Here is a 21,778-nt window from a genome sequence, read left to right as displayed (position 1 = left end):
AGACTCTTGCCCCCAATAACAGCGCCAAACGCGCACAAGACCGAACCAGGGAAACCCACATGAACCCATCCGACATTTTCGTTATCAGCGCCGTCCGTTCCGCCATCGGCAGCTTCGGCGGCTCGCTCAAGGACGTGCCACCGATTCAACTGGCCACCGACGTCTGCCGCGCCGCCATCGAACGCTCGGGGCTGGCGCCTGAGCACATCGGCCATGCGGTGATGGGCCATGTGATCCCGACCGAAGCCCGCGACGCCTACATCTCCCGGGCGGTGGCGATGAATGCCGGCCTGCCGAAAGAGACACCCGCCTTCAACGTCAACCGCCTCTGCGGTTCCGGTTTGCAGGCGATTGTCAGTGCCGCGCAAAGCCTGATGCTCGGTGATGCAGGCGCGGCGCTGGCCGGTGGCGTCGAATCCATGAGCCGTGGCGCGTATCTGCTGCCGCAAGCGCGTTGGGGCGCACGCATGGGCGACATGCAGGCCATCGACTACATGCTCGGCGTGCTGCAAGACCCGTTTGCCGGTTTCCACATGGGCATCACCGCGGAAAACATCGCCGAGCGTTATGGCATCACGCGTCAGGCCCAGGATGAACTGGCCATGCTCAGCCAGCAGCGCGCCGCGCGGGCAATCGCCGAAGGCCGCTTCAACAGTCAGATCGTGCCAATCGAAGTGGCATCGCGCAAAGGCACCGTGACCTTTGCAACCGACGAACACGTGCGCGCCGAGGTCAATGCCGAGCAACTGGCCAAGATGAAACCGGCCTTCAAAAAGGACGGCAGCGTCACCGCCGGCAACGCCTCGGGCCTGAATGACGGCGCCGGTGCGTTGATCATGGCCACCGGTGAAATGGTGCGCGCACAAGGCCTCAAACCAATGGCCCGGCTGGTCGGCTATGCCCACGCCGGTGTCGAGCCGGAACTGATGGGGCTCGGCCCGATTCCCGCCACTCGTCTGGTGCTCAAGCGTGCCGGCCTGACCGTCGCCGACCTGGATGTCATCGAGTCGAACGAGGCCTTCGCCGCGCAAGCCTGTGCCGTGGCGCAGGAACTGGGCTTCGACCCGGAGAAGGTCAACCCTAACGGTTCGGGCATCTCACTGGGCCATCCAGTGGGCGCCACCGGCGCGATCATCGCGACCAAGGCCATTCACGAACTGCACCGCGTCCAGGGCCGTTATGCACTGGCGACCATGTGCATCGGCGGCGGCCAGGGCATCGCCGTGCTGTTCGAACGCGTCTGATACGTCCACCCTGCCCCCGTTCAACGGGGGCAGCCGAACAAACTATTGCTCGAAGGTTTGACTGATGACCTAACCTCATAGGCTGAATGACTAACAACAGAGTCAGGCACTCCTATGCGTCATGCACTGAAAGCCATGATTTTCGTCGCTTTCACGCTTTTCGGGGCGGGCCCCGGAATGCTGTTGGCGGCAGACCCTGCGGACATTTCAATGCCCAGGGCGGTTGCCGCGCCCCCCAGCGTTTCCCCAAGCGACCTCCAGGCGTTGCAACTTCGGCTGGACGCCCTCAAACAACAGATCTCGCTGGTAGATAACTACAGCCAACTGGAGGCCCCGCAGGACCTCGTCCAGATGTTCATGCTGGATGTCGATCGCCTCTCGACCTCGCTGCTTCCCCTGCAGACTCAACTGCGTGCGCAACTCGGTGTACTGGGGCCTGTCCCGCGTGATGACGCCGCGGCCGAGCAGCCCGATATCACCGCGCAAAGGGTCGCGCTCACCGAGCAAAAAAACAAAGTCGACGCCACCCTGAAAACCCTGGCCACCCTGAAAACGAGTGCCACCGACCTCATCACCCAGATTGCCGGCATCCGTCGCAACATGCTGGAAAGCGAACTGACCCTGAGCACCCGAAGCGTCCTGAACCCAGAGTTCTGGTCACCGATCCTGAGCCCTTCGATGGATGATCGACAGCGCTTCGCATCGTTCCTCGGTCAGGCAAGTGAGGTCGTCAAACTGGCCTGGCAACCGGGCCAACGCCTCTACACCAGCGTACTGTTGCTGCTGGCCCTGCTTATCTGGACGCTGGGCCGCCGTCTCGCGGAACGAGGGCTGACGTGGCTTTGCATTCACCGGATGCCAGAAGGACGCCTGCGCCGCAGTTCCCTGGCGCTGGCTTCCGTATTGGCCACGGTGCTGACGGTCGGCCTGTCCCTGCAACTGCTGTTTTATGTCTTCACACGCCAGGCTCCGCTGACGCCGACACTGTCGACGTTTTCCCAGGAATTCGAAAAAGTCGCCTACACCTGCGTGCTGATCACCGCGTTGAGCCGCGCCCTGTTGTCCACGAAACACCCGTCGTGGCGGCTGCCGGCGCTTGCCGATCAGGTGGCGCTGTCACTCAAGCCTTATCCGCGGGTTCTGGCGGGCGTGCTGCTGGTTCTGGTGACGATGATCCAAATTACCAACGCAACCGGCATGAGCAGCGGCATCGTGATCGCCGGTCGAGGGGTCGTCGCACTGGTTGTTACGTGCGTTCTGGTGGATTTATTGTGGCGCACCGGCAAAGTCCGCAGAGCCGTCGTGGCGTCTGGCGAAGCCTATGAAGCCGGCAGGACGTTCGCGGGCGTGCTTTACACCCTCGCCAGTCTTGCGATGGTGATCTGCCTGGTTTCCCTCCTGACCGGTTACGTGTCCCTGGCAAGGTTCGTCACCTATGAACTGGTCTGGGGCTTTCTCATCCTCTCAGGTTTCTATTTGCTGATGCAGTGCTTCAAAGATGCCTGCGAATACTTTTTTTCAATCAAAAGCCCCAGCGGCAAGGCGCTCAAGCAGTTGCTCGGCATTGAAGACCGGCGCCTGGAGCAGATCTCGATCGTTCTTTCAGGGGTCGGGCGGGCCGGACTTTTGCTGCTGGCGCTGGTCACCCTGTTCGTCGGCGGGGTCGGCACGACGCTCGGGCAATTGCTTACCAACGTCTTTTCCATTCTCGGCGGCGCCGGGCTGCGCAAACTGAACATCATCCCCGGGCACTTGCTCAATGCCGCACTGGCCTTGCTGATCGGCATCTACCTGATTCGCACGCTGGGCCGCTGGCTGGACAAGGAGCTCCTGCCGAAAACCGAGATGGACCCTGGCATGCGCGCTTCGCTGACCACGCTGTTTGCCAACATCGGCTATGCGTTGGTCATTCTGCTGACGCTGTCATCGTTGGGCGTGCAGTGGACCAACCTGGCCTGGATCGTCAGCGCGTTGTCGGTGGGGATTGGTTTTGGCTTGCAGGAGATCGTCAAGAATTTCGTCTCAGGCCTGATCCTGCTGACCGAGCGCCCGGTGAAAGTCGGCGATCTGATCAGCATCAGCGGGGTCGAGGGCGACATCCGCCGGATCAACGTGCGGGCCACCGAAATCCAGCTCAGTGACCGCTCGATCGTCATCGTGCCCAACTCGCAGCTGATCTCGCAAAACCTGCGCAACGTAACCCTGGGCGGCAGCGCCCAAGGGGTGGCGTCACTCGAACTGACCTTCCCCCTGGACATCGACCCCGAACAGGTGAAAGACCTGCTCTACAACACCTACCGCGAGCACGAGACCATTCTCGACAAACCGGCGCCGATGGTGCGCTTCAGCAAACTGACCCCCGAGGGCATCACGCTGACGGTCACTGGCTATGTCGGCAGCCCGAGAATCGTCGGCGTGACCAAGAGCGACCTGCTGTTTGAAATTCTCAAGCGCCTGAGTGACGCCGGTATCGAGCTGGCGAAGCCGGCACCCACGGTGTGAATCAGTGGGCGATGCACACTGATTTCAGCTCGGTGTAGGCCTCGATCACCGCACGACCGAACTCGCGGCCCATGCCGGACTGCTTGACGCCACCAAACGGCATGGCCGGGTCGAGCAGCACGTGGGCGTTGACCCACACGGTGCCGGCCTCGATGCGCGGCACCAGGTTCATCGCTTTGCCGAGGTCATTGGTCCACAGGCTCGCGGCCAGGCCGTAGCGATTGTCGTTGGCCAGGGCGATCACGGCGTCTTCATCGTCAAACGGCATCACCCCCAGTACTGGGCCGAACACCTCTTCGCGGGCCACCGCCATGCTGTGATCGATGTCGGCCAGAATGGTCGGCTGCACATAGAAGCCCTCGCCTTCCACCAACTCGCCCCCGGACACTACTCGTGCTCCTTCGCGACGCGCCAGCTCGATGTGCTTGAGCACGCTTTGCTGCTGCTTGCGTGAGACCAGCGGGTTGATCGCCGCTTCGCCGTTCATGCCTGCGCCGATGGGCATCGCCGATACGGCGGCGGCGAGTGCTTCAACGAATTGATCGTGGATCGAGCGATGCACGTAGAAGCGCGAAGCCGCGGCACACACCTGGCCGTTGTTCAGCAGACCGCCGAGGATTGCGCCCTGCACGGCTTTTTCGATGTCGGCATCGGCCAGCACGATCATCGGGTTTTTGCCGCCCAGCTCCAGCGAGAACCGCGTCATGTTTTCCATGCACGCTACGCCGACGCTTTTGCCCACCGCCGTGGAACCGGTGAAGGACACTTTGCTCACCAGCGGATGCGCCGTCAGCACACCGCCGACATTGGCGCCGCCACCGGTGACGACGTTGAACACGCCCGCCGGAATCCCCGCTTCCAGCGCCAGTTCAGCCAGACGCATGGCGGTCAGCGGCGTTTCCATCGCCGGTTTGATGATCACCGTGCAACCGGTGGCCAGGGCTGGCATCAGCTTCCACGCAGCGATCAGCAACGGGAAATTCCACGGCACGATCCCGACCACCACGCCCACCGGTTCACGCTTGGTGAACGCGGTGAATTTCGCCCCCGGCGGCAGCGGAATCGACACGTCAAAGGTCTGCCCTTCGATCTTGGTCGCCCAGCCGGACATGTAGCGCATGAACTCCACGGTGGCGTTCAGGTCCAGTGCGCGCGCCATGTTGATCGACTTGCCCTGGCTCAGGGTTTCCAGCTGCGCCAGCTCTTCGGCATGCGCTTCTACCAGCGCAGTGAAGTTCAGCAGGATGCGTTCGCGGTCCGCCGGGCGCAGGCCCGACCACACGCCGGACTTGAAGGCTTTATGCGACGACTGCACGGCTTGCTCGACCACATCCAGCGGCGCGTCGAGGGTTTCGCACAGGGTTTTTCCGGTGGCCGGGTTGACCACGGCAATACGCGGCCCTTCGGCGAACACCCATTGGCCATCGATAAAGCAGCCGTGGCGGCGGTCAAGGAATGCAGCAACCTGCGGCAGGATTTCAACGTTGCTCATAAATCACCTTTGGTTCAGACGTGTTGTTCAGCCGGATAACGGGCTGATTACTGTTGTTCTTTGAGGAAACACACGACCGCCTGGCGATCGTCCGCGGAGGCCAGGCCCATGTAGGGCATGTAGGTCCCCGGCACGAAGGCCTGGGGTTGGGTGATCAGTTGCGCGATGTTCTCGGCCTGCCAGTTGATGTCTTTGCTGCGCATGGCCTGGGAATAGTTGAAGCCTTCCAGCGAGCCGGATTTGCGCCCGACCACACCCGCCAGGTTCGGCCCCATCATTCCCGTCATGCCCTTGGTCACCGAATGGCAGACCGCGCATTCATTGGCGAAGACCTGGGCGCCATGCCCCTGGTCGGGCGCGCAGTCAGCGGCCAGCGCGGTGTGCGCGAGGGTGAGTGAGAGCAGACCGATGAGGGGCAATCGCAGCGAGGTGAACATAGGAAAACGACCTTGAAAATCCGCGCTCATCCATTGAGCGGCAACACGGGAGCGCCGACGCAGCGGTGCATCGACAGGGTTGAGAGGGATTGTCGATGGTCAGTGATGCGCAGGTTTTGCCCTGCGTGCCAGTCGTATTGGCGAGGCTGCCAAACCGGGCATTTTGGCAAGCACAGCCAACTCTTTGGCAACCACACAAAAGGCCGGAAAAGTTCCGCGCCTTAGTATCGAAAAAGACCGCAAACCTGCGCTCAAGAACAAGAACGGATGCCACACATGCTCAAGTCCCCCTTGCTGCGTCTCTCTACACTTGCCCTGATGATCAGCGCCGGCCATGCCGGCGCGTACGAACTCTACGCCGATGACGACAGTCACCTGAACGCCACGCTGGAAGCGGTCTTCGGCATCTTCCACAGCCAGGAAAACTACGCGCTGTCCGGCCGCCTCGACCCGGGTTCTTCGTCGTGGCGCGAGGGCTACATCAAATATGGCCTGAGCTTCGACAAGGGCCTGGCCGGTGTCGGCACCGCGTATGGCGCGGCGAACCTGCTCAGCTCCGGCACCTGGGGCGACGGCGATGCCGCAGGCTTCAGCGACGGTTCGGAACGCACCACCAAATTCGAAGACGCCTACCTCGGCTGGCGTTCAGGCAAGCTGTTCGACGTGCTCGGCGAGGACGGCGTCGACCTGTCCTTCGGTCGCCAGAACATCGTGGTCGGTGATGGTTTCCTGATTAATGGCGACGCGCTCAACTTGGGCAAAGGTCTGGCCGACGGTGAGTTCAACCGCGGAGGTGCGTACTGGCTGGCGGCGCGCAAAGCCTTCGACGAGACTGCCGTACTGCGCCTGGGAGGCAAGGAAGGCTGGCGTGGCGACCTGATGTGGTTGAAATCCGATAACCGCGCACAAGCGAAAACCGAAATGTACGTCGGCACGCTTGAGCATGTCGCCGAAGCAGGCACGGTCGGCTTGACCTACATCGACACCACCGATGTCGACGAAGAATTCGCCTCCCCTTCGCAGCTTGAACGCGACGGCATGAAAACCTACAGCCTGCGCGCAGCCGGCAATGCCGGGGTGAAAAACCTGTTCCTCTCCGGCGAATACGCCAAGCAGGACAAACCCCACACCAGCACCGAAGACGCCTGGTACCTGGAAGCCGGCTGGACCTTCGCCGACGTGGCCTGGACGCCAAATGCCAGCTACCGCTACAGCCGTTTCTCGGAAGGTTATGACACGCTGTTCTATGGATTCAGCCGTGGCTTCGGCACCTGGTTCCAGGGTGAAGTCGCCGGTAACTACGCCGGCCCGTTCAACACCAACTCGCGTATCCAGCAGGTCAAGTTCACCGTCTCGCCGCTGGAGAACCTGACGGTCGGTGCGATGTATTTCAACTTCGACACCATCGACCGCAACCTCGGCAATACCGATGGCCACGAAGTCGATCTGTATGCCGAATGGCACGTCAACGAACACCTGACGGTGATGCCGCTGATCGGCCTCTATCAGCCGGACAAGAGCGCCGACGAAGGTGGCACGCAGCTGGGCAGCAACGACAAGAACCTCTACAGCCAGGTGATTTTCGCCACCACGTTCTAAGCCCCCTACGCAATCCCTGTGGGAGCGAGCCCGCTCGCGATGGAGGTCAACGATGACGCTTGCTGCCTGAATGAACGCGTCGCCCAGACATTTTTCGCGAGCGGGCTCGCTCCTACAGGGGACCGTGTCATGCCTCAAGGAAAAAGGCCTTTCCAATGCACAAAAAATTCCTGACGATTCAGAGCAAGATCGCCCTGCTCGCCGGCCTCTGCCTGCTGCTGGTGGTGGGTTTGCTGATGGGGTTGTCGCTGTATCAAACCCATCGGAGCAGCCAGCAAGTGGCCGAGGCCAGCAGCGAAATGCTCGCCAACGCCGCCAAGGAACACATGCAGGCGCTGGGCAAAGTGCAAGCGATGCAGGTGCAACGCACCTTCATGCAGACGCACGAATATGGCCAAGGGTTGTCGCGCTATCTGCTCTACCTGAGGCAGTTGCAACATCAGGGCAACCTTACCCGTCCACAACTGCGCCAGGAGCTGAGCACCCAGCTACACCAGGCCCTGATCGACAAGCCCGACCTGCTCGGGCTTTATGTCATTTTCGAACCCGATGCCCTGGACGGCGCCGACGCTGGTTTCGTCGATCAGGCGGCCATGGGCAGCAACGAAACCGGGCGCTTTTCGCTGTATTGGGTGCAAAGCAAACCCGGCGAACTGCAAGCGGTGATCGGCGACGAAGCGCTGCTCGCCAACACCTCGCCCGGCCCCAGCGGCGCGCCCTACAACGCCTTCTACACCTGTGCCCGCGACACCCGCAAAGCCTGCGTTCTGGAGCCGTATTTCGACGAGGCCTCCGGCAGCCGCAAACTGGTGACCAGCATCGCCTTCCCGCTGATGGACAACGGCAAGGTCATCGCCGTGGTCGGCCTCGACATCAACCTCGCCGCCCTGCAACAGAACAGCGAAGCCAGCGCGCTCCAACTGTTCGACGGCAACGGGCAGATCAGCATCGTCAGCCCGCGCGGGGTGATTTCCGCCAACAGCCAGGACCTCAGTCGCCTCGGGCAACCGCTGGACAACGCCGAGGTGATGGACACCTTGCGTCAGGGCCAGCCGAAAGTGTTCGTCGATCAACAGCAGATCAAAGTGCTTGAGCCGCTGGCACCGATTGCCGGTGCGGCGCAGTGGGGTGTATTGGTCGGCGTGCCGCAGAACGTGCTGCTCGCCCCGGTCACCACGCTGCAACAGGAACTCGATGCGCAAGCCGTGCGAAGCACCGCGCTTGAGCTGTTGCTGGGCGGCGGCTCGGCGCTGCTTGGCCTGGTGTTGATCTGGTACGCGGCGTATCGCATCACCCGGCCGCTGCAACTGCTGACGCGGGTCATGGAGGATATTTCCCGGGGCGAAGGCGATCTGACCCGGCGCCTGGCCGTGCAATCACGGGATGAAATAGGCCAACTGGCGACGGCGTTCAACCGCTTTGTCGAACGCATCCACCATTCCATTCGCGAGGTGTCTTCGGCGGCGCTCGGCGTCAACGAAGGCGCCAAGCGTGTGCTGTTGGCGTCCAACGCATCGCTGAGCAACTTCGATGAACAATCGACCCGCACCAACAGCGTCGCCGCCGCGATCAACGAACTGGGCGCCGCCGCCCAGGAAATTGCGAACAACGCCTCCGACGCCTCGCAGCAAGCCTCCGCCGCGCGCCAACAGGCCGAAGACGGGCGTCAGGTGGTCGAGCGCACGATTGAGGTGATGAACGAACTGTCCGGCAAAATCAGCGCGTCGTGCGTCAACATCGAAGCGCTGAACAGCAAAACCGTGAACATCGGGCAAATCCTCGAAGTGATCAAAGGCATCTCCCAGCAGACCAACCTCCTCGCCCTCAACGCCGCCATCGAAGCGGCACGGGCGGGTGAAGCGGGCCGCGGCTTTGCCGTGGTCGCCGACGAAGTGCGCAGCCTGGCCGGGCGCACACAGACCTCAGCGGCAGAGATTCAGCAGATGATTGAAGCACTGCAAATCGGTGCGCGTGAGTCGGTGACAACCATGACCGAGAGCCAGCAGCACAGCGAGGAAAGCGTCAGCATCGCCAACCTCGCCGGCACGCGGCTGGGCAGCGTGACGCAACGCATTGGCGAGATCGACAACGTCAACCAATCGGTCGCCGCAGCCACTGAAGAACAAACCTCGGTGGTCGAGGCGTTGAACGTGGACATCACCGAGATCAACACGCTGAACCAGCAAGGAGTGGAGAACCTGCAATCGACGTTGCAGGCATGTACCGAGCTGGAACGCGAGGCTGGGCGGCTGAATCAGTTGGTCGGGAGTTTTCGGATCTGAAGGCAGCGGTGCCTGATCTACCGCTATCGCGAGCAAACGGAACGCCGCCCGGCTGCTCCTACAGTGACCGCGTCCGTCCGGGCACCCCGGTCACCTGTAGGAGCGAGGCTTGCCCGCGATGAACGATAACGCGGTGTTTCAGCAAGCCGCCACAGCATGCTCAATCCGATGAAACAACCGGTTGAAATACACCAGGCTATCGCCCTCCCCACGCACACCTACCTTCGACAATTCCACAAACATCACCGAATGCGACCCTACTTCCTTGCACTCGCTGATCCGCCCTTCCAGCTGCACCAGTGCATCACGCAGGACCGGCACGCCCGTGTCGCCGCCGTCCCACAAGTCCCAGGTAAACCGCTCGGCCATCGGCACCTGGGTCATGCCGGCGAAGTGTCGGGCCAGTTCTTCCTGTTCGCCGCACAGCACGTTGACGCATAGCCGGCCGTTGGTGCGGAACACATCGTGGGTGGCGCTGTTGCGGTTGACGCACACCAGCACGGTCGGTGGCGAATCCGTCACCGAGCACACGGCGCTGGCGGTGATGCCGCAGCGACCGCCGGGGCCGTTGGTGGTGATGATGTTCACCGCCGCCGGCAGTTGCGCCATGGCGTTGCGAAAGTCGATTTGCTGCTGGCTCAGGTTGGCCATGTCGGTGCCCCTTCCTTCAGGAGGACCGCGCGTTCGCGGCCCGTGGGTGATGGAACAAGACTAAAGCCCGACGTGGCGCGCAACCATTCTGACGATCCCCATGCCGAGGTAGGCTTTCCGCTAGTCGACTAGGTGGTTTCTTTATCGTCAGGGCCCGTCGCAGTGGGTATTCTGCTAAAAGGCGCCAACATAGGTGTCGACGTCCGCCGCAGCGTGCACGCGTGCGAAAACAATAATTAGAAAATCTCGTGGCAACCCCTGATGGAAACCCGCAAACCGATTGTTTATATCGTTGATGACGACAAAGACCTGCGCACTTCGCTGGCCTGGTTGTTGGAGTCGGTCAGCGTCCAGGCGCAATGCTTTGCCGGCGCTGAAGAGTTCCTGAGCCAGTACGACCCCAAGCAACCGGCGTGCCTGGTGCTGGACGTGCGCATGCCGGAAACCAGCGGCTTTCAGCTGCAGGAAATCCTCAACCAGCGTGGCAGCACCCTGCCGACGATCTTCGTGTCCGCCCATGGCGACATTCCGATGTCGGTGACCGCGATGAAGAACGGTGCGCTGGATTTCGTCGAGAAACCCTACAACCCGCAGCAGATGATCGACCGCATACAAGCGGCGCTGAAGACCGCCGTGCATGCCCAGGCCGATCAGCAGCAACGCCAGCACCTGCAAGGCAAACTCGCCCTGCTGACCAGCCGTGAACGGGAAGTGTTGATGCTGGTGATCGATGGCAAGGCCAGCAAGGTCATCGCCCGGGAGCTGAACATCAGCGTGAAAACCGTTGATGTGCACCGGACCAAGATCAAGGAAAAGATGGGCGTGACCAGCATTGCCATGCTGGTGCGCGAAGTGCTGCATTTGCCGGTGGATGAGCCGTCTCGGCATTGAGGGACCTGCGGCGATCATGAGGCCGCCATCGCCGGCAAGCCGGCTCCTACATTGGATCTCCAGCGAACTCAAGGTATGTGAACGGCGAAGATCTACTGTAGGAGCCGGCTTGCCGGCGAAGGGGCCGGCACATTCAACATCAATGGCGCCTGACACTCCGCCATCGCCAGCAAGCCGGCTCCTACAGGGATCCGCAGCGAACACAAGGTATGTGCACGGCGAAGATCTACTGTAGGAGCCGGCTTGCTGGCGATGGGGTCGGCACATGCAACATCAATGGCGCCTGACACTCCGCGATCGCCGGCAAGCCGGCTCCTACAGGGGTCTGCAGCGAACTCAAGGTATGTGCACGGCGAAGATCTACTGTAGGAGCCGGCTTGCTGGCGAAGGGGCCGGCACATTCAACATCAATGGCGCCTGACACTCCGCCATCGCCGGCAAGCCGGCTCCTACAGGAGTCTGCAGCGAACTCAAGGTATGTGCACGACGAAGATCTACTGTAGGAGCCGGCTTGCCGGCGATGAGGCCGGCACATGCAACATAGATGGCGTCTGATGCACCGCCATCGCCAGCAAGCCGGCTCCTACAGGGATCCGCAGCGAACACGAGGTATGTGCACGGCGAAGATCTACTGTAGGAGCCGGCTTGCTGGCGAAGGGGCCGGCACATGCAACATCAATAGCGCCTGACACTCCGCGATCGCCAGCAAGCCGGCTCCTACAGGGGTCTGCAGCGAACTCAAGGTATGTGCACGGCGAAGATCTACTGTAGGAGCCGGCTTGCTGGCGATGAGGCCGGCACATTCAACATTGATGGCGTCTGATGCCCCGCCATCGCCAGCAAGCCGGCTCCTGCAGGAGATATCAGTTGTGGCTGTAGCGCTTGCGATAAGCACCCGGCGAGACGCCGAAGCGGGATTTGAACGCCGAGGAGAAGTAGCTGGAATCAGAGAATCCCCATGCGTAACACAGCGCCGAGAGCTTCTGCTCGTCAGGTGAGCGGCGCAGGTTTTCCGCGCAGAAATCCAGGCGCCGGTGCTTGATGTATTGCGCCACCACCAGGCCGCGCTTGGAGAACATCCGGTACAACCCGCGCACCGAAATCCCTACCTCACGGGCAATCAGCTCGGGGCACAGGTCTTCGGCGCTGATGTGTTCGTCGATGTAGGCGATGATCTTGCGAAACTGCCGCTCGTGGGCATCTGCGCCGCTGTCGCGGGCACTGATCCCGGGCAACAACAGGCTGACCAACGCATCCAGTACCGCTTCGCTTTCCTGCATGTCCAGGCCTTCCTGCTGCCGGGTATCCAGCACCAAGCGGTTGGCCATCGCCGCCAATGGTGTACCGGCCGCGATGCGTGTGGCGCAGTTGACTGCATTGAAATGCGAACCGCGCTCGACCACCTGACGCGGCAGGATCAGCGACAACTGTCGGGAATCCTCGTTGTAGGTCATGTCACTCGGGCGGCAGGCGTCGATCAGGGCGATGTCGCCCGTGCCCAGTTGAGCGCGGTTGTCGCCCTGCTCCAGCCGGGAACTGCCACGCATCTGGAACACCGCGTAATAGTGGCCGTCGCTGCTGACGCTGACGTCCTTGCTGGTGCGATACAGGTGCACGTGCGCCATGTCGACGACACTGAGGTTGATCGCACCGCTGCGATATTCCGCCAGCTCACCGTAGAAATCCGTATCCAGGGCGCGGGCATCGAAACGCCCGCAGGCCTGGTTGACCTGGCTCAGCCAGCTTTCGAACGCCTCGTTGCGAACCGCCGAAGAAGTCATCATCACTGCAAAGCCTCACGCATTTTATTGTTATTTTTCGACCGCTTCGTCGAGCGGTTCGGCAAATGTTACTGACCTTGGCTGTCTCCTCCTTCGACGGCCGCCGGGCCCTATTCAACAGGCTCCGGCGCTGGCTTGCCAGCCTTCCCTTGCGTTAGATGTCCAATACCAGACGGGCGGAAACGGCGCGGGAAACGCAGGCGCAAATCTGTTTGTTGGACGCCTTTTCCTTGTTCGACAAACAGTTGTCGCGGTGCTCCGGCACACCGTCCAGCACCTCGACGATGCAGGTGCCGCAGATGCCTTCGCGGCATTCAGTGTCGATGTCACAACCGTGAGCCTGCAACACATCGACCAGACTCGCGTTGGCCGGCACCTGAAGCACCACGCCGGAACTGGCCAGCTCCACTTCAAAACCGCCACTCGGACCGGCATTCGCTGCGGGATCGGCCTGGAAGTGCTCAAGGTGGATCGCATCGTCGCAGCGGCTGCGCGCCGCCACTTCCACCACTTTGTTCATGAACGGTGCCGGGCCGCAGGTGTACACGTGTGCGGTACTGCCAGCGTGGTCAAGGCACTCACTCAACGTGGCATCCATGTCACCCGGCTCGATGCCGTAGTGGAACTGCACATGCCCGGCGAACGTACTCGCCAACAACTCGGCGAACGCGGCGTATTGCGGCGAACGGGCGAAATAATGCAGGCGCCACGGCTGGCCGTTTTCGCTCAGCCGATAAGCCATGCTCAGCAGCGGCGTGACGCCGATACCGGCCGCGCACAGCACATGTTCGCTGGCCGTCGGGTCGAGGCGGAACAGGTTGCGCGGCGCGCCCATTTCCAGCTCCATGCCCTCTTCCACCTCGTGCAGCGCCGCTGAACCGCCACGGGACTGCGCTTCTTTTTTTACCGCTACCAGATACGCGCGGCGATCCTGGGGCGGACTGCACAGCGAATATTGACGGGTCACCCCGGTCGGCCCGGTCAGGTCGACGTGGGCACCCGGTTCATAGGCGTCGAGCGGCTGGCCGTCACTGCGCACGAGGCGAAAGGAACGGATATCCAGCGCTTCGTCGACGATCCTTTCGATCTTCACCTTCATCATTGCATCACCTGAAATACGGTTGATTTTTGGGACGTTTGTTAGGCCCCCTGTAGGAGCTATGGCGGTCTTGAGATTTGCATCGCCAATGTGGACGCCATCGCCGGCAAGCCGGCTCCTACAAGGGATTGTTCCGGTCTTGAGATTTGCATCGCCAACGTGGACGCCATCGCCGGCAAGCCGGCTCCTACAGGGTTGTGTGTGAAGCCTTGCTTAGCGCATGAACAGGCCGCCGTTGATGTCCCAGCACGCGCCGGTTACGGAGGCGGCGTGGTCGGCAATCAGCAGCAACACGCTGTCGGCGATGTATCCGGGATCACCGAGGGTGCCCGCCGGGATCATTTTCAGGATCTGTTCCAGACGCTCCGGGGCCACGGTTTCGCGCACCACCGGCAAGTCCAGCGGCCCCGGCGAAATGCTGTTGACCGTCACGCCTTGCGGAGCCAGTTCACGGGCGAAGACTTTGGTCAGCGTCGCCACGCCGCCCTTGGCCGCTGCGTAATGCGCGCCGGTGGCGGTGCCGCCGTTTTGCCCGGCGAGCGAGGCGATGTTGACGATGCGGCCAAAACCACGCTCGGCAAAGTGCGCGCCGAACACCTGGCACGCGACAAAAGTGCCGCGCAGGTTGATCGCCATCGACTCGTCGAACTCCTCCGGGGTGATGTCCATCAACGCGGCGACTTTCGACACGCCGGCGTTGTTCACCAGGATGTCGCAGCCGCCCCAATGCTCGACCAGCACGTCGCGGGCATGCTGGAAGTCAGCCTTGCTGCGCACATCCAGCTCAATGGCGACAGCACTGGCACCGCTGGCATCCAGCTCGGCAGCCAATCGCCGCACGCCCTCGAGACGCACGTCCGCCAGGGCGACGCGATAACCCGCCCCGTGCAGACGGCGGGCGATGCACTCGCCCAGTCCGCGCGAGGCACCTGTTACAAGGGCTACTCGACTCATGATGTTGCCCTCACAGAAGGAAGCCGAGCGCGCTCAGGCTGTCGGTGGAGTTGATCAGGCGCACCACTTTGCGCTCCAGCGACGGCACACCGTCGGTGAAACGGATGCGGTGGTTCAGGTCGGCCACGAACGGCGTGTGCACGCCGCGCTTGTAGGCGTACAGCAACTGCGCCGAGTTGACTTCGACGATGTCGCCAGCGGCTTCGACCAGGCGGAAACGCGAGATCGTGCGGATGGTTTTCGCCGCGTCCACCGCCGACGGTGAATAGCCGGCAGTCAGGCGTTCGATGCGCAAGTCACGCATGCGCGCATCGTCGTAGGCGTAGTTGAGGTTCGCTTCGAAGTCCTCGGTGTCCGGGTCGATCGGCACGATGTACTTGCCGCTGTCGCTCCACAAGGTCGCCCACTCGGCGTAGTTCTTGTGGTCGAGCAATTCGGCTTCGCGCCAGATGAATTCGATGGCCTGGGCCAACGGGCCGGAAAAACCGTTCAGGGTGTCGTGATTGCTCATTGGCTCATCATCCTTTTCCACATGTCGTAGGCACCGCGCATGCCGCCTTCGTCGGTGGCGTGGCTGACTTTGTCGCCGTTCTCGGCAGTGATTTCGCGATTGAGGCCACGGTTGACCAGGATCGGCGCATCGACGCCGGCGTACGAACCGCGCTGCACACGGTCCCAGGCCTCGGCATCGTCCGGGCTGCCGAAACCGAACGGGCCCTGGAAGTGTTCGTGAATGCGCATGCGTTCGCGGTTGGCGATTTCCGGGCCGCCGTCCATGCCGAGGGCAACGTGGCGGATCTCGGTTTCGGTCACAGACACCGGGCGCAGCACGCGGAAGAACGACATCGACATCGCGACGTTAGGGAACAGGTTCAGGTTGAAACCGGCGCCGTGCAGCGAGCGCACGATGCGACGGACTTGCGCAGGCTCCATGGTTTTTGACAGCTCTTCAGTGACGTGAGCGAAGCGCTCCTGCAACTGTTCGGTGCCGTCGTCATGGTCCAGATCGACATGCTCCGGCACCATCACCATCACGCTGTGGCCGTTGCCCAGCGAATGGGTGACCGCTTGTTCGTCGGTCATGAACGAGAGCATTTCCGAGGTTTCCTCATCCACCGACGACATGAACGACTTGTGCACGATCGGGAAGTGATAACCGTCGGTGGTGTTTTCCAGCTGGATCTTCCAGTTGCCCTTGAAGCTGAACTTGTGTTCGCCCTGGGTCTTGATCGGGAAACCGGCGCCCTGCTTCATGAACAGGTCCATCCAGTGTTTGGCGCCGCCGAGGAAGTCTTCCAGCGGCTCGATCTCGTCGTTGTAGCTGGCGAAAACCATGCCGGCGTAGCTTTCCACGCGCAGGCTGGTCAGCGGCAATTCGGACTTTTCCAGAATGCCTTCGTAGCCGTCCGGATACGGCAGCGCACGGAGCTTGCCGTCCAGACCGTACGACCAGCTGTGATACGGGCAGGTGAAGCCGGTGGCGTTGCCCTTGTGTTTTTCACACACCGTGGCGCCACGGTGCCGGCAGCGGTTTTCCAGGACGTTGATGTTGCCCTTCTTGTCGCGCACCACAATCACCGGGCGACGGCCGATGGTCGCGGTCTTGAAGTCGCCGCTGTTGCGCACTTCGCTTTCGTGGGCAACCCACACCCAGGTGCGGTAGAAAATCTTTTCCAGCTCGGCTTCGAACAGCGCCGGGTCGTTATACAGCGAGACGTCTACGCGGTCGTGGCTGACCAGTTCGTCCGGGCTTTTCGATGATGCGATCAGCCGGTATTCATGAGTGCTCATGCGGTTCTCCTCATGGCTTTTTATGATTTCTTGTTAGGGGTCGACCGTTCGCCGGCCATGCTCTGTTGCAGTTGCGCACCGAAGGCGCAGACCAGCTCGTCCTGACCTTTACGACCGACAATCTGCAGGCCGACTTTCAGTCCGCTGCCCTCCAGTTCGACCGGCACCGTCAGCGCCGGATGGCCGCTGAGGTTGAACGGCCGCACCAACGGGGTCATGCCGGCCACCGCTTTGCTGGCGCTGCGGGCTTCGATCAGCGTCGGTGGCAGGCTCGGCATCGTCGGCAACAGCAGCACCGCGAATTCTTCCAGCGCGGCGTCCACTTGCTGGCTGAAACGCGCACGGACTTTCTCCGCTTGCGCCAGGTCCGCCGCGCTGGTGCGACTCGCGGCCAGCAGGCGTTGCTCAACGTCCGCGCCGATCAGGCCTTTACCCGTGAGGTGGCCGAACGCGGCCCAGTTTTCGAAATTGATCACGGTGAGGCCGGCGGCGAACGCGGCTTCGAAATCGCTCAGGTGCAGCTGGCTGCGACGCCAGCCTGCGCGGTCGGCGGCGGCACCGAGGCTTGCTTGAAGATGCGGGTCACAGTCGACTTCAAGAAAACCCACCGACGCGTTGCCAGAGGGCAAACCCTGCACCTGGAAGCCTGGGCAAATCACTTGCATTGCCGCGATCAGATCCGCCATGTCGGCGGCAAACGGCCCGACGCAATCGAGGCTGGAAGCCGCTGGATGCGCACCGACCCGACTGACTCGCCCATAAGTCGGTTTCAACCCGGCAATGCCGCAGCACGCCGCCGGTACGCGAACCGAGCCGCCGGTGTCAGTGCCGATGGCGATGTCCGCCAGACCGGCGGCGACCGCTGCGGCCGAACCACTGGAAGAGCCGCCTGGCACGCGGTCCGGTGCTTGCGGGTTGATCGGCGTGCCGGTCAAGTCGTTGATCCCGGTCACGCCAAACGCCAACTCGTGCATATTGGTTTTGCCAACGATTTGCCAGCCTGCGTCGAGGATCGCGTCCACCACGTCGGCGTTGCGCAGCGCCGGTTCAGCCTCGGCAAACGCACGACTGCCCGAGCGCGTCGGATGGCCGGCGATGTCGATCGAGTCCTTGATCGCGACCCGCTTGCCGTCGCCACCGAGTAAAAATTCGCTGATAAACGTGCTCATGCGCCCGACTCCGAGGTGAAGAGGTCCGTGTTGAACAAGCGTTGCGTGCGGAAATGCGCAATCAGCCAGACACCCTCGACACAGCGAAAATCGATGTTCAAGCGCGTGCCGAACAACTCGCTGCGCCCATCGGCGTAGGTGGACACCTGCTGCATGATCCACTGCCCCTGCGCGCTGCTGCCGTCGACCAGGATCGACTCGCTGGTGAGGTAATGCAGGTTCAGGTGAAAGTGCTCCGAGGGCGGCAAGTAGCCGCCGACAAACGCCGCAATCGCCTCACGCCCGCGATGCTGGCCGAAGGTCTGCGCGGTGACGCTGCCGACGCCTTCCCACACAGCGTCGATGCAGAACAATTGCGCCAGCTCGCTGACATGGGTGACCGCCCTCGGCACGTCGCACAGGTCCATGTAGCGCGCCATCAAGCGGCGCACCTGGCTCTCCCCTTCGAGCGTCGCCAGACGCTGCAACAAGGCCTCGTTCATGGCTTACACCCTGGCGGCATCAGGGATGGTCAGTGGACGACCGATGCGCGCTTCGACCTTGGCGTAACGCCACAGGCTGTACTCGTTTACCGGCGTGGTGCGGAACAGGTTGCAGGCATCGATCACCGACTGGTGGCAGTCGACGTCGGCCATGATGTAGACGGTCCACGGCGAGGTGGTGGACGGGCCGACCATCAACCGGTCATCGTCCATCGCGCCGAGCACGGTGATGCCGGGCATGGCGCCGAGCGAGCCCATCATCTGGCTGAAGCCTTTCCACACGCTCAGGCCTTCGCCGGTGGGCAGGTCGAAAAAGTTCTGGGTGATGCCGATGCAGAAGACGACGCGCAGCGGTTCTTGGGTGGTCTGGGACATGAAATTTGATCCTTGAATAGGGGGTTCAGATGTAGCCAGGGAACGGCGGCACGCCGAGGAACACCGAGCCGGCGCCGTCGTACAGGCCTTCGCTGAGGAACGCGTGCTGGGTGACCACCATCGAATCGCGCAGGTAGCGCTGCAGCGGGTGGCGCAGGTAAATCGCGGTGGTGCCGGCGAGGCTGTACGCGCTCTGCACCACGGCGGCGCCCGCCTGGGACACGTGAATCGCGGACAAGCGCAACAGGCTGGTTTGTTCGGCGGTGACCGGGTTGCCGGCCAGGATCGAATTCCACACTTGCTCGGTGGCGTTGTAGAAGAAGCCACGGGCGGCGGCCAGTCGGGCTTCGGCCTTGGCGATCTCGATGCGCACGTAGGCGCGGTCGGCCATTTTCGGTGCGCCGGTGATGCCGCTGCCGGCGGCCATGCGACTGACTTCGTCGAGGGCGGCACGGGCCAGGCCAAGGTTGACCACGGCCAGCACTTGCGCGGCGTAGGCAATCGACGGGTAGCGGAACAGCGGCTCGTCGATGGTCGAGGCACCGCCACGGATGAAGGTCCAGCGTTCGTCGATGTGTTTGTCGCTGACGCGCAGGTCGTGACTGCCGGTGCCTTTGAGCCCGACCACGTCCCAGTTTTCGATGATATCGACCTGGTCCGCACGGAACACCGCAGTGCGCGGCTTGCCACCCGCCGCGCCAATCCCCACGCCGAGCAAGTCGGCGCCCTTGCAGCCGCTGGCGAATTTCCAGGTGCCGTTGACCTGCCAGCCGCCCTCGACAGCTTCAGCCGGTTGCAGCGGGAACAGGCCACCGGCGAACACCAGATCCGGGCTTTGGGCGTAGATGTCGGCGAGGGTTTCCGGCGGCAATGCGGCGAGATAGACGCCGGCGCTGCCGAAGCTGGCGACCCAGCCCGCAGAGCCATCGGCTTCGGAAATACGCTCGATCATTTGCAGGAACAGCGCCGGCGCCAGGGCGTCACCGCCGAAGCATTTCGGCGTGGCGGCGCGGTAGATGCCCACGTGCTTGAAGCGCTCGATCATGTCCCGTGGCACGTGGGAACCGGCGTCGAATTCATCGCGACGCTGGCGCACTTCCGCCAGCACCTGCTCAAAGGCCTGGCGGTGGACGGTGTTGCCGTCGACGCCTGGCAGAGGGTCTTTCTCCGCGACAGCTGAACGCAGCATGGGCTTCTCTCCGTTTTACTTATTGTTAGTGGGGTTTCGCTAACGACACCGCTCCCTGTAGGAGCGAGGCTTGCCCGCGAACGAGACACCTCGGTCTTAATGGCAAACCGCGTTATCGTTCTTCGCGGGCAAGCCTCGCTCCTACAGAGAAGATGCGTGGCTGCCCTTGCATTGAGGTCCAGTGTAAAAACCGCGTCGGGTCGCCACTATTGGTGCGTGCAGCCTCTTCACTAAAGGAATCCCCTAGCCCGCCCCCGGTTACCTCTGAGCGCATCCCCACGCGCAAGCGGGTATAAAAAGCCATACTTTCCCTTCACCGGTTCCTCAGGACTGCGCGATGTACCTGCCAAAACCGCACGACTTTTTCACCCTCATCGAAGCCATGCCGCTGTGCATCATTCTTCACGATGCGCAGAGCAAGGAGATCCTCTGGGCCAACACCGCCGCCCTCGACGCGCTGGGTTTTACCCTGGAAGAACTGACGCCGCTGAAAGCCCCGGACATGACCCGCGACGCGCCCAAGTACCGGCGCTCGGTCGGCCTGCGCTGGCTGGAAGGCGCAGCGCGCACGGGCCAGCGCGCCATCGAGTGGTGTTATCGCTCCAAGCAAGGCGTGGAAATCCTCTCCGAGGCGGTCGCGACGCTGGTGCACCTGGAGGGTCGCGATGTGCTGATGGTGCAGTTCCGCGACATCTCCAGGGAGGACAAGGTCAAGCGCGACCTCAAGCGTTTCGAAAGCCGGCTCAAGGCATTCATGCAGGACCTCGCCGAAGGTGTCGCGGTGCTCGGCCCTGAAGGTGATATCCGCTTTATCAGCGACTCCGGCGCGCACCTGCTCAACAGCGAAGAACACACGCTGATCGGCGAAAACTTCCTGTCATGGTGCGACGACGATTCGCGCCGCCGGCTGCTGCAACAGCTGGCCAGCGAGACCCCGGAACATGCGCCCTTCCGCGTGCACTACCACCTGCAACGCCGCGACGGTGAGTGGCGCTGGCATGAGGCGACGTGTCGTTTTATCGAGATCGAAGATGACCTGGTCGGCCACCTGCTGCTGTTTCGCGACGTCACTGAGCAAGTGCGCGCCGAAGAAGCACGGCGGGTCAGCGAGCAGAAACTCGAATACCTGGCGCGCTACAACGCCATGGGTGAAATGGCCGTGGCCATTGCTCATGAGCTAAGCCAACCGCTGGCCGCCACCCGCAACTTCATCGAAGGCGCGGTGATTCGCCTGGGCAAGGAGTCCACCACAGATCAGGGCGTCGCCTGGGGTTTGCAAAACGCCGTGCGGCAAATCGAGCATGCGTCGCTGATCATCAAAAGCGTGCGCGATTACGTGGTCAAACTGGAGCAGGCCGAAGAGCTGATCGACCTCAACGAACTGCTGCGCGAAACCCGCTATTTCATCAGCCTGCGCGCCGATCCAAGCCTGGTCCGCGTCGAGATTGTCGCCAGTCCCGCGCCGCTGTGGGTGAGCTGCGAGAAGGTGCTGATCGGTCAGGTCATTCTTAATCTGGCGTTCAACGCGATTGAAGAAATGAGCGATCTGCCTGTTGAACGACGGGTGCTGCGCATTCACGCCAGCCGCGAAAACGACGTGGCGTTGGTGCGCATCGAAGACTGCGGTCGCGGCATTCAGGCCGAGGCGCAAGAGAAGCTGTTCGACGGTTTCTTCTCCTCCAAGGTCAGCGGCAACGGCATTGGCCTGGCGCTGTGCAAAAACATCATCGGCCGCCATCGCGGCGATATCTGGGCGCAAAACCTTGAGCCCTGCGGTGCTGTTTTCACCTTCTCCCTTCCCCTCGCAACTCCCGCCTGACACCGCCGAAGAACCTGAATC

Annotated in this window: 18 protein-coding genes and 1 pseudogene; 7 read left to right on the top strand and 12 right to left on the bottom strand. The window is 62.2% G+C overall.

The window, feature by feature from the left end:
- Positions 1 to 59: 59 nt before the first annotated feature.
- Together KGA97_RS24215 and KGA97_RS24210 are read left to right on the top strand one after the other, a co-directional pair.
- Complete coding sequence (locus tag KGA97_RS24215) at positions 60 to 1,244, top strand: acetyl-CoA C-acyltransferase family protein (protein WP_008033866.1); 1,185 nt, start codon at positions 60 to 62, stop codon at positions 1,242 to 1,244.
- Between the two features lie 114 nt (positions 1,245 to 1,358).
- On the top strand, positions 1,359 to 3,746 hold the full coding sequence (locus tag KGA97_RS24210) for a DUF3772 domain-containing protein (protein ID WP_008043081.1): 2,388 nt from the start codon (positions 1,359 to 1,361) through the stop codon (positions 3,744 to 3,746).
- A gap of 1 nt (position 3,747) precedes the next feature.
- Here the strand turns inward: KGA97_RS24210 and KGA97_RS24205 are convergent, their stop codons facing one another.
- Together KGA97_RS24205 and KGA97_RS24200 are read right to left on the bottom strand one after the other, a co-directional pair.
- Entirely contained in the window at positions 3,748 to 5,238 is a 1,491-nt protein-coding gene (locus KGA97_RS24205; RefSeq protein ID WP_192229066.1) for an aldehyde dehydrogenase family protein, read from the bottom strand.
- Positions 5,239 to 5,285: 47 nt separating this feature from the next.
- A complete protein-coding gene (locus KGA97_RS24200) occupies positions 5,286 to 5,675 on the bottom strand; it encodes a c-type cytochrome (protein WP_008033873.1) in 390 nt (129 codons plus the stop codon).
- 276 nt (positions 5,676 to 5,951) lie between these two features.
- Between KGA97_RS24200 and KGA97_RS24195 the strand changes: the two genes are divergently transcribed.
- From KGA97_RS24195 to KGA97_RS29675, 3 genes and pseudogenes are all read left to right on the top strand, one after another.
- Positions 5,952 to 7,274 carry an alginate export family protein gene (locus KGA97_RS24195; RefSeq protein WP_223436398.1) on the top strand — a complete coding sequence of 441 codons (1,323 nt, stop codon included), beginning with the start codon at positions 5,952 to 5,954 and terminating at the stop codon, positions 7,272 to 7,274.
- Between the two features lie 155 nt (positions 7,275 to 7,429).
- Positions 7,430 to 8,698: pseudogene (locus tag KGA97_RS29680) on the top strand (HAMP domain-containing protein); the annotation flags it as partial.
- 27 nt (positions 8,699 to 8,725) lie between these two features.
- Positions 8,726 to 9,556 carry a methyl-accepting chemotaxis protein gene (locus KGA97_RS29675; protein WP_411740672.1) on the top strand — a complete coding sequence of 277 codons (831 nt, stop codon included), beginning with the start codon at positions 8,726 to 8,728 and terminating at the stop codon, positions 9,554 to 9,556.
- A 138-nt stretch (positions 9,557 to 9,694) separates the two neighbouring features.
- On the opposite strand, the gene hpaC is transcribed toward KGA97_RS29675, so the two are convergent.
- A complete protein-coding gene (hpaC, locus tag KGA97_RS24185) occupies positions 9,695 to 10,207 on the bottom strand; it encodes a 4-hydroxyphenylacetate 3-monooxygenase, reductase component (protein ID WP_223481654.1) in 513 nt (170 codons plus the stop codon).
- A gap of 261 nt (positions 10,208 to 10,468) precedes the next feature.
- On the opposite strand from hpaC, the gene KGA97_RS24180 reads away from it, so the two are divergent.
- On the top strand, positions 10,469 to 11,098 hold the full coding sequence (locus tag KGA97_RS24180; RefSeq protein WP_008033885.1) for a response regulator transcription factor: 630 nt from the start codon (positions 10,469 to 10,471) through the stop codon (positions 11,096 to 11,098).
- 863 nt (positions 11,099 to 11,961) lie between these two features.
- On the opposite strand, the gene feaR is transcribed toward KGA97_RS24180, so the two are convergent.
- The 9 genes from feaR to KGA97_RS24135 form a co-directional block, all read right to left on the bottom strand.
- Complete coding sequence (feaR, locus tag KGA97_RS24175; protein ID WP_008041136.1) at positions 11,962 to 12,882, bottom strand: transcriptional regulator FeaR; 921 nt, start codon at positions 12,880 to 12,882, stop codon at positions 11,962 to 11,964.
- Positions 12,883 to 13,033: 151 nt separating this feature from the next.
- Positions 13,034 to 13,981 carry a PDR/VanB family oxidoreductase gene (locus KGA97_RS24170; protein WP_223481653.1) on the bottom strand — a complete coding sequence of 316 codons (948 nt, stop codon included), beginning with the start codon at positions 13,979 to 13,981 and terminating at the stop codon, positions 13,034 to 13,036.
- Between the two features lie 210 nt (positions 13,982 to 14,191).
- Positions 14,192 to 14,932: an SDR family NAD(P)-dependent oxidoreductase gene (locus KGA97_RS24165; protein ID WP_192229059.1), complete on the bottom strand. Its 741-nt coding sequence runs from the start codon at positions 14,930 to 14,932 to the stop codon at positions 14,192 to 14,194.
- Positions 14,933 to 14,942: 10 nt separating this feature from the next.
- Positions 14,943 to 15,443: an aromatic-ring-hydroxylating dioxygenase subunit beta gene (locus KGA97_RS24160; protein ID WP_223416536.1), complete on the bottom strand. Its 501-nt coding sequence runs from the start codon at positions 15,441 to 15,443 to the stop codon at positions 14,943 to 14,945.
- Positions 15,440 to 16,723: an aromatic ring-hydroxylating oxygenase subunit alpha gene (locus KGA97_RS24155; protein WP_207285946.1), complete on the bottom strand. Its 1,284-nt coding sequence runs from the start codon at positions 16,721 to 16,723 to the stop codon at positions 15,440 to 15,442. The genes KGA97_RS24160 and KGA97_RS24155 overlap by 4 nt, the downstream gene beginning before the upstream one ends.
- Before the next feature lie 20 nt (positions 16,724 to 16,743).
- On the bottom strand, positions 16,744 to 17,892 hold the full coding sequence (locus KGA97_RS24150; RefSeq protein ID WP_223481652.1) for an amidase: 1,149 nt from the start codon (positions 17,890 to 17,892) through the stop codon (positions 16,744 to 16,746).
- A complete protein-coding gene (locus tag KGA97_RS24145) occupies positions 17,889 to 18,374 on the bottom strand; it encodes a nuclear transport factor 2 family protein (protein WP_223481651.1) in 486 nt (161 codons plus the stop codon). Before KGA97_RS24145 ends, KGA97_RS24150 begins: the two co-directional genes overlap by 4 nt.
- A gap of 3 nt (positions 18,375 to 18,377) precedes the next feature.
- Entirely contained in the window at positions 18,378 to 18,749 is a 372-nt protein-coding gene (locus tag KGA97_RS24140; RefSeq protein ID WP_008033901.1) for a hypothetical protein, read from the bottom strand.
- A gap of 25 nt (positions 18,750 to 18,774) precedes the next feature.
- On the bottom strand, positions 18,775 to 19,938 hold the full coding sequence (locus KGA97_RS24135; protein ID WP_223481650.1) for an acyl-CoA dehydrogenase family protein: 1,164 nt from the start codon (positions 19,936 to 19,938) through the stop codon (positions 18,775 to 18,777).
- Between the two features lie 337 nt (positions 19,939 to 20,275).
- On the opposite strand from KGA97_RS24135, the gene KGA97_RS24130 reads away from it, so the two are divergent.
- On the top strand, positions 20,276 to 21,757 hold the full coding sequence (locus KGA97_RS24130; RefSeq protein ID WP_223481649.1) for a sensor histidine kinase: 1,482 nt from the start codon (positions 20,276 to 20,278) through the stop codon (positions 21,755 to 21,757).
- Positions 21,758 to 21,778: the final 21 nt, after the last annotated feature.

The sequence above is a fragment of the Pseudomonas sp. BF-B-15 genome (genome assembly GCF_019946675.1).
Taxonomy (GTDB): Bacteria; Pseudomonadota; Gammaproteobacteria; order Pseudomonadales; family Pseudomonadaceae; genus Aquipseudomonas; species Aquipseudomonas migulae.
The sequence above is the reverse complement of the archived record's forward strand: the minus strand, read 5'-3'. Positions and strand labels throughout refer to the sequence as shown.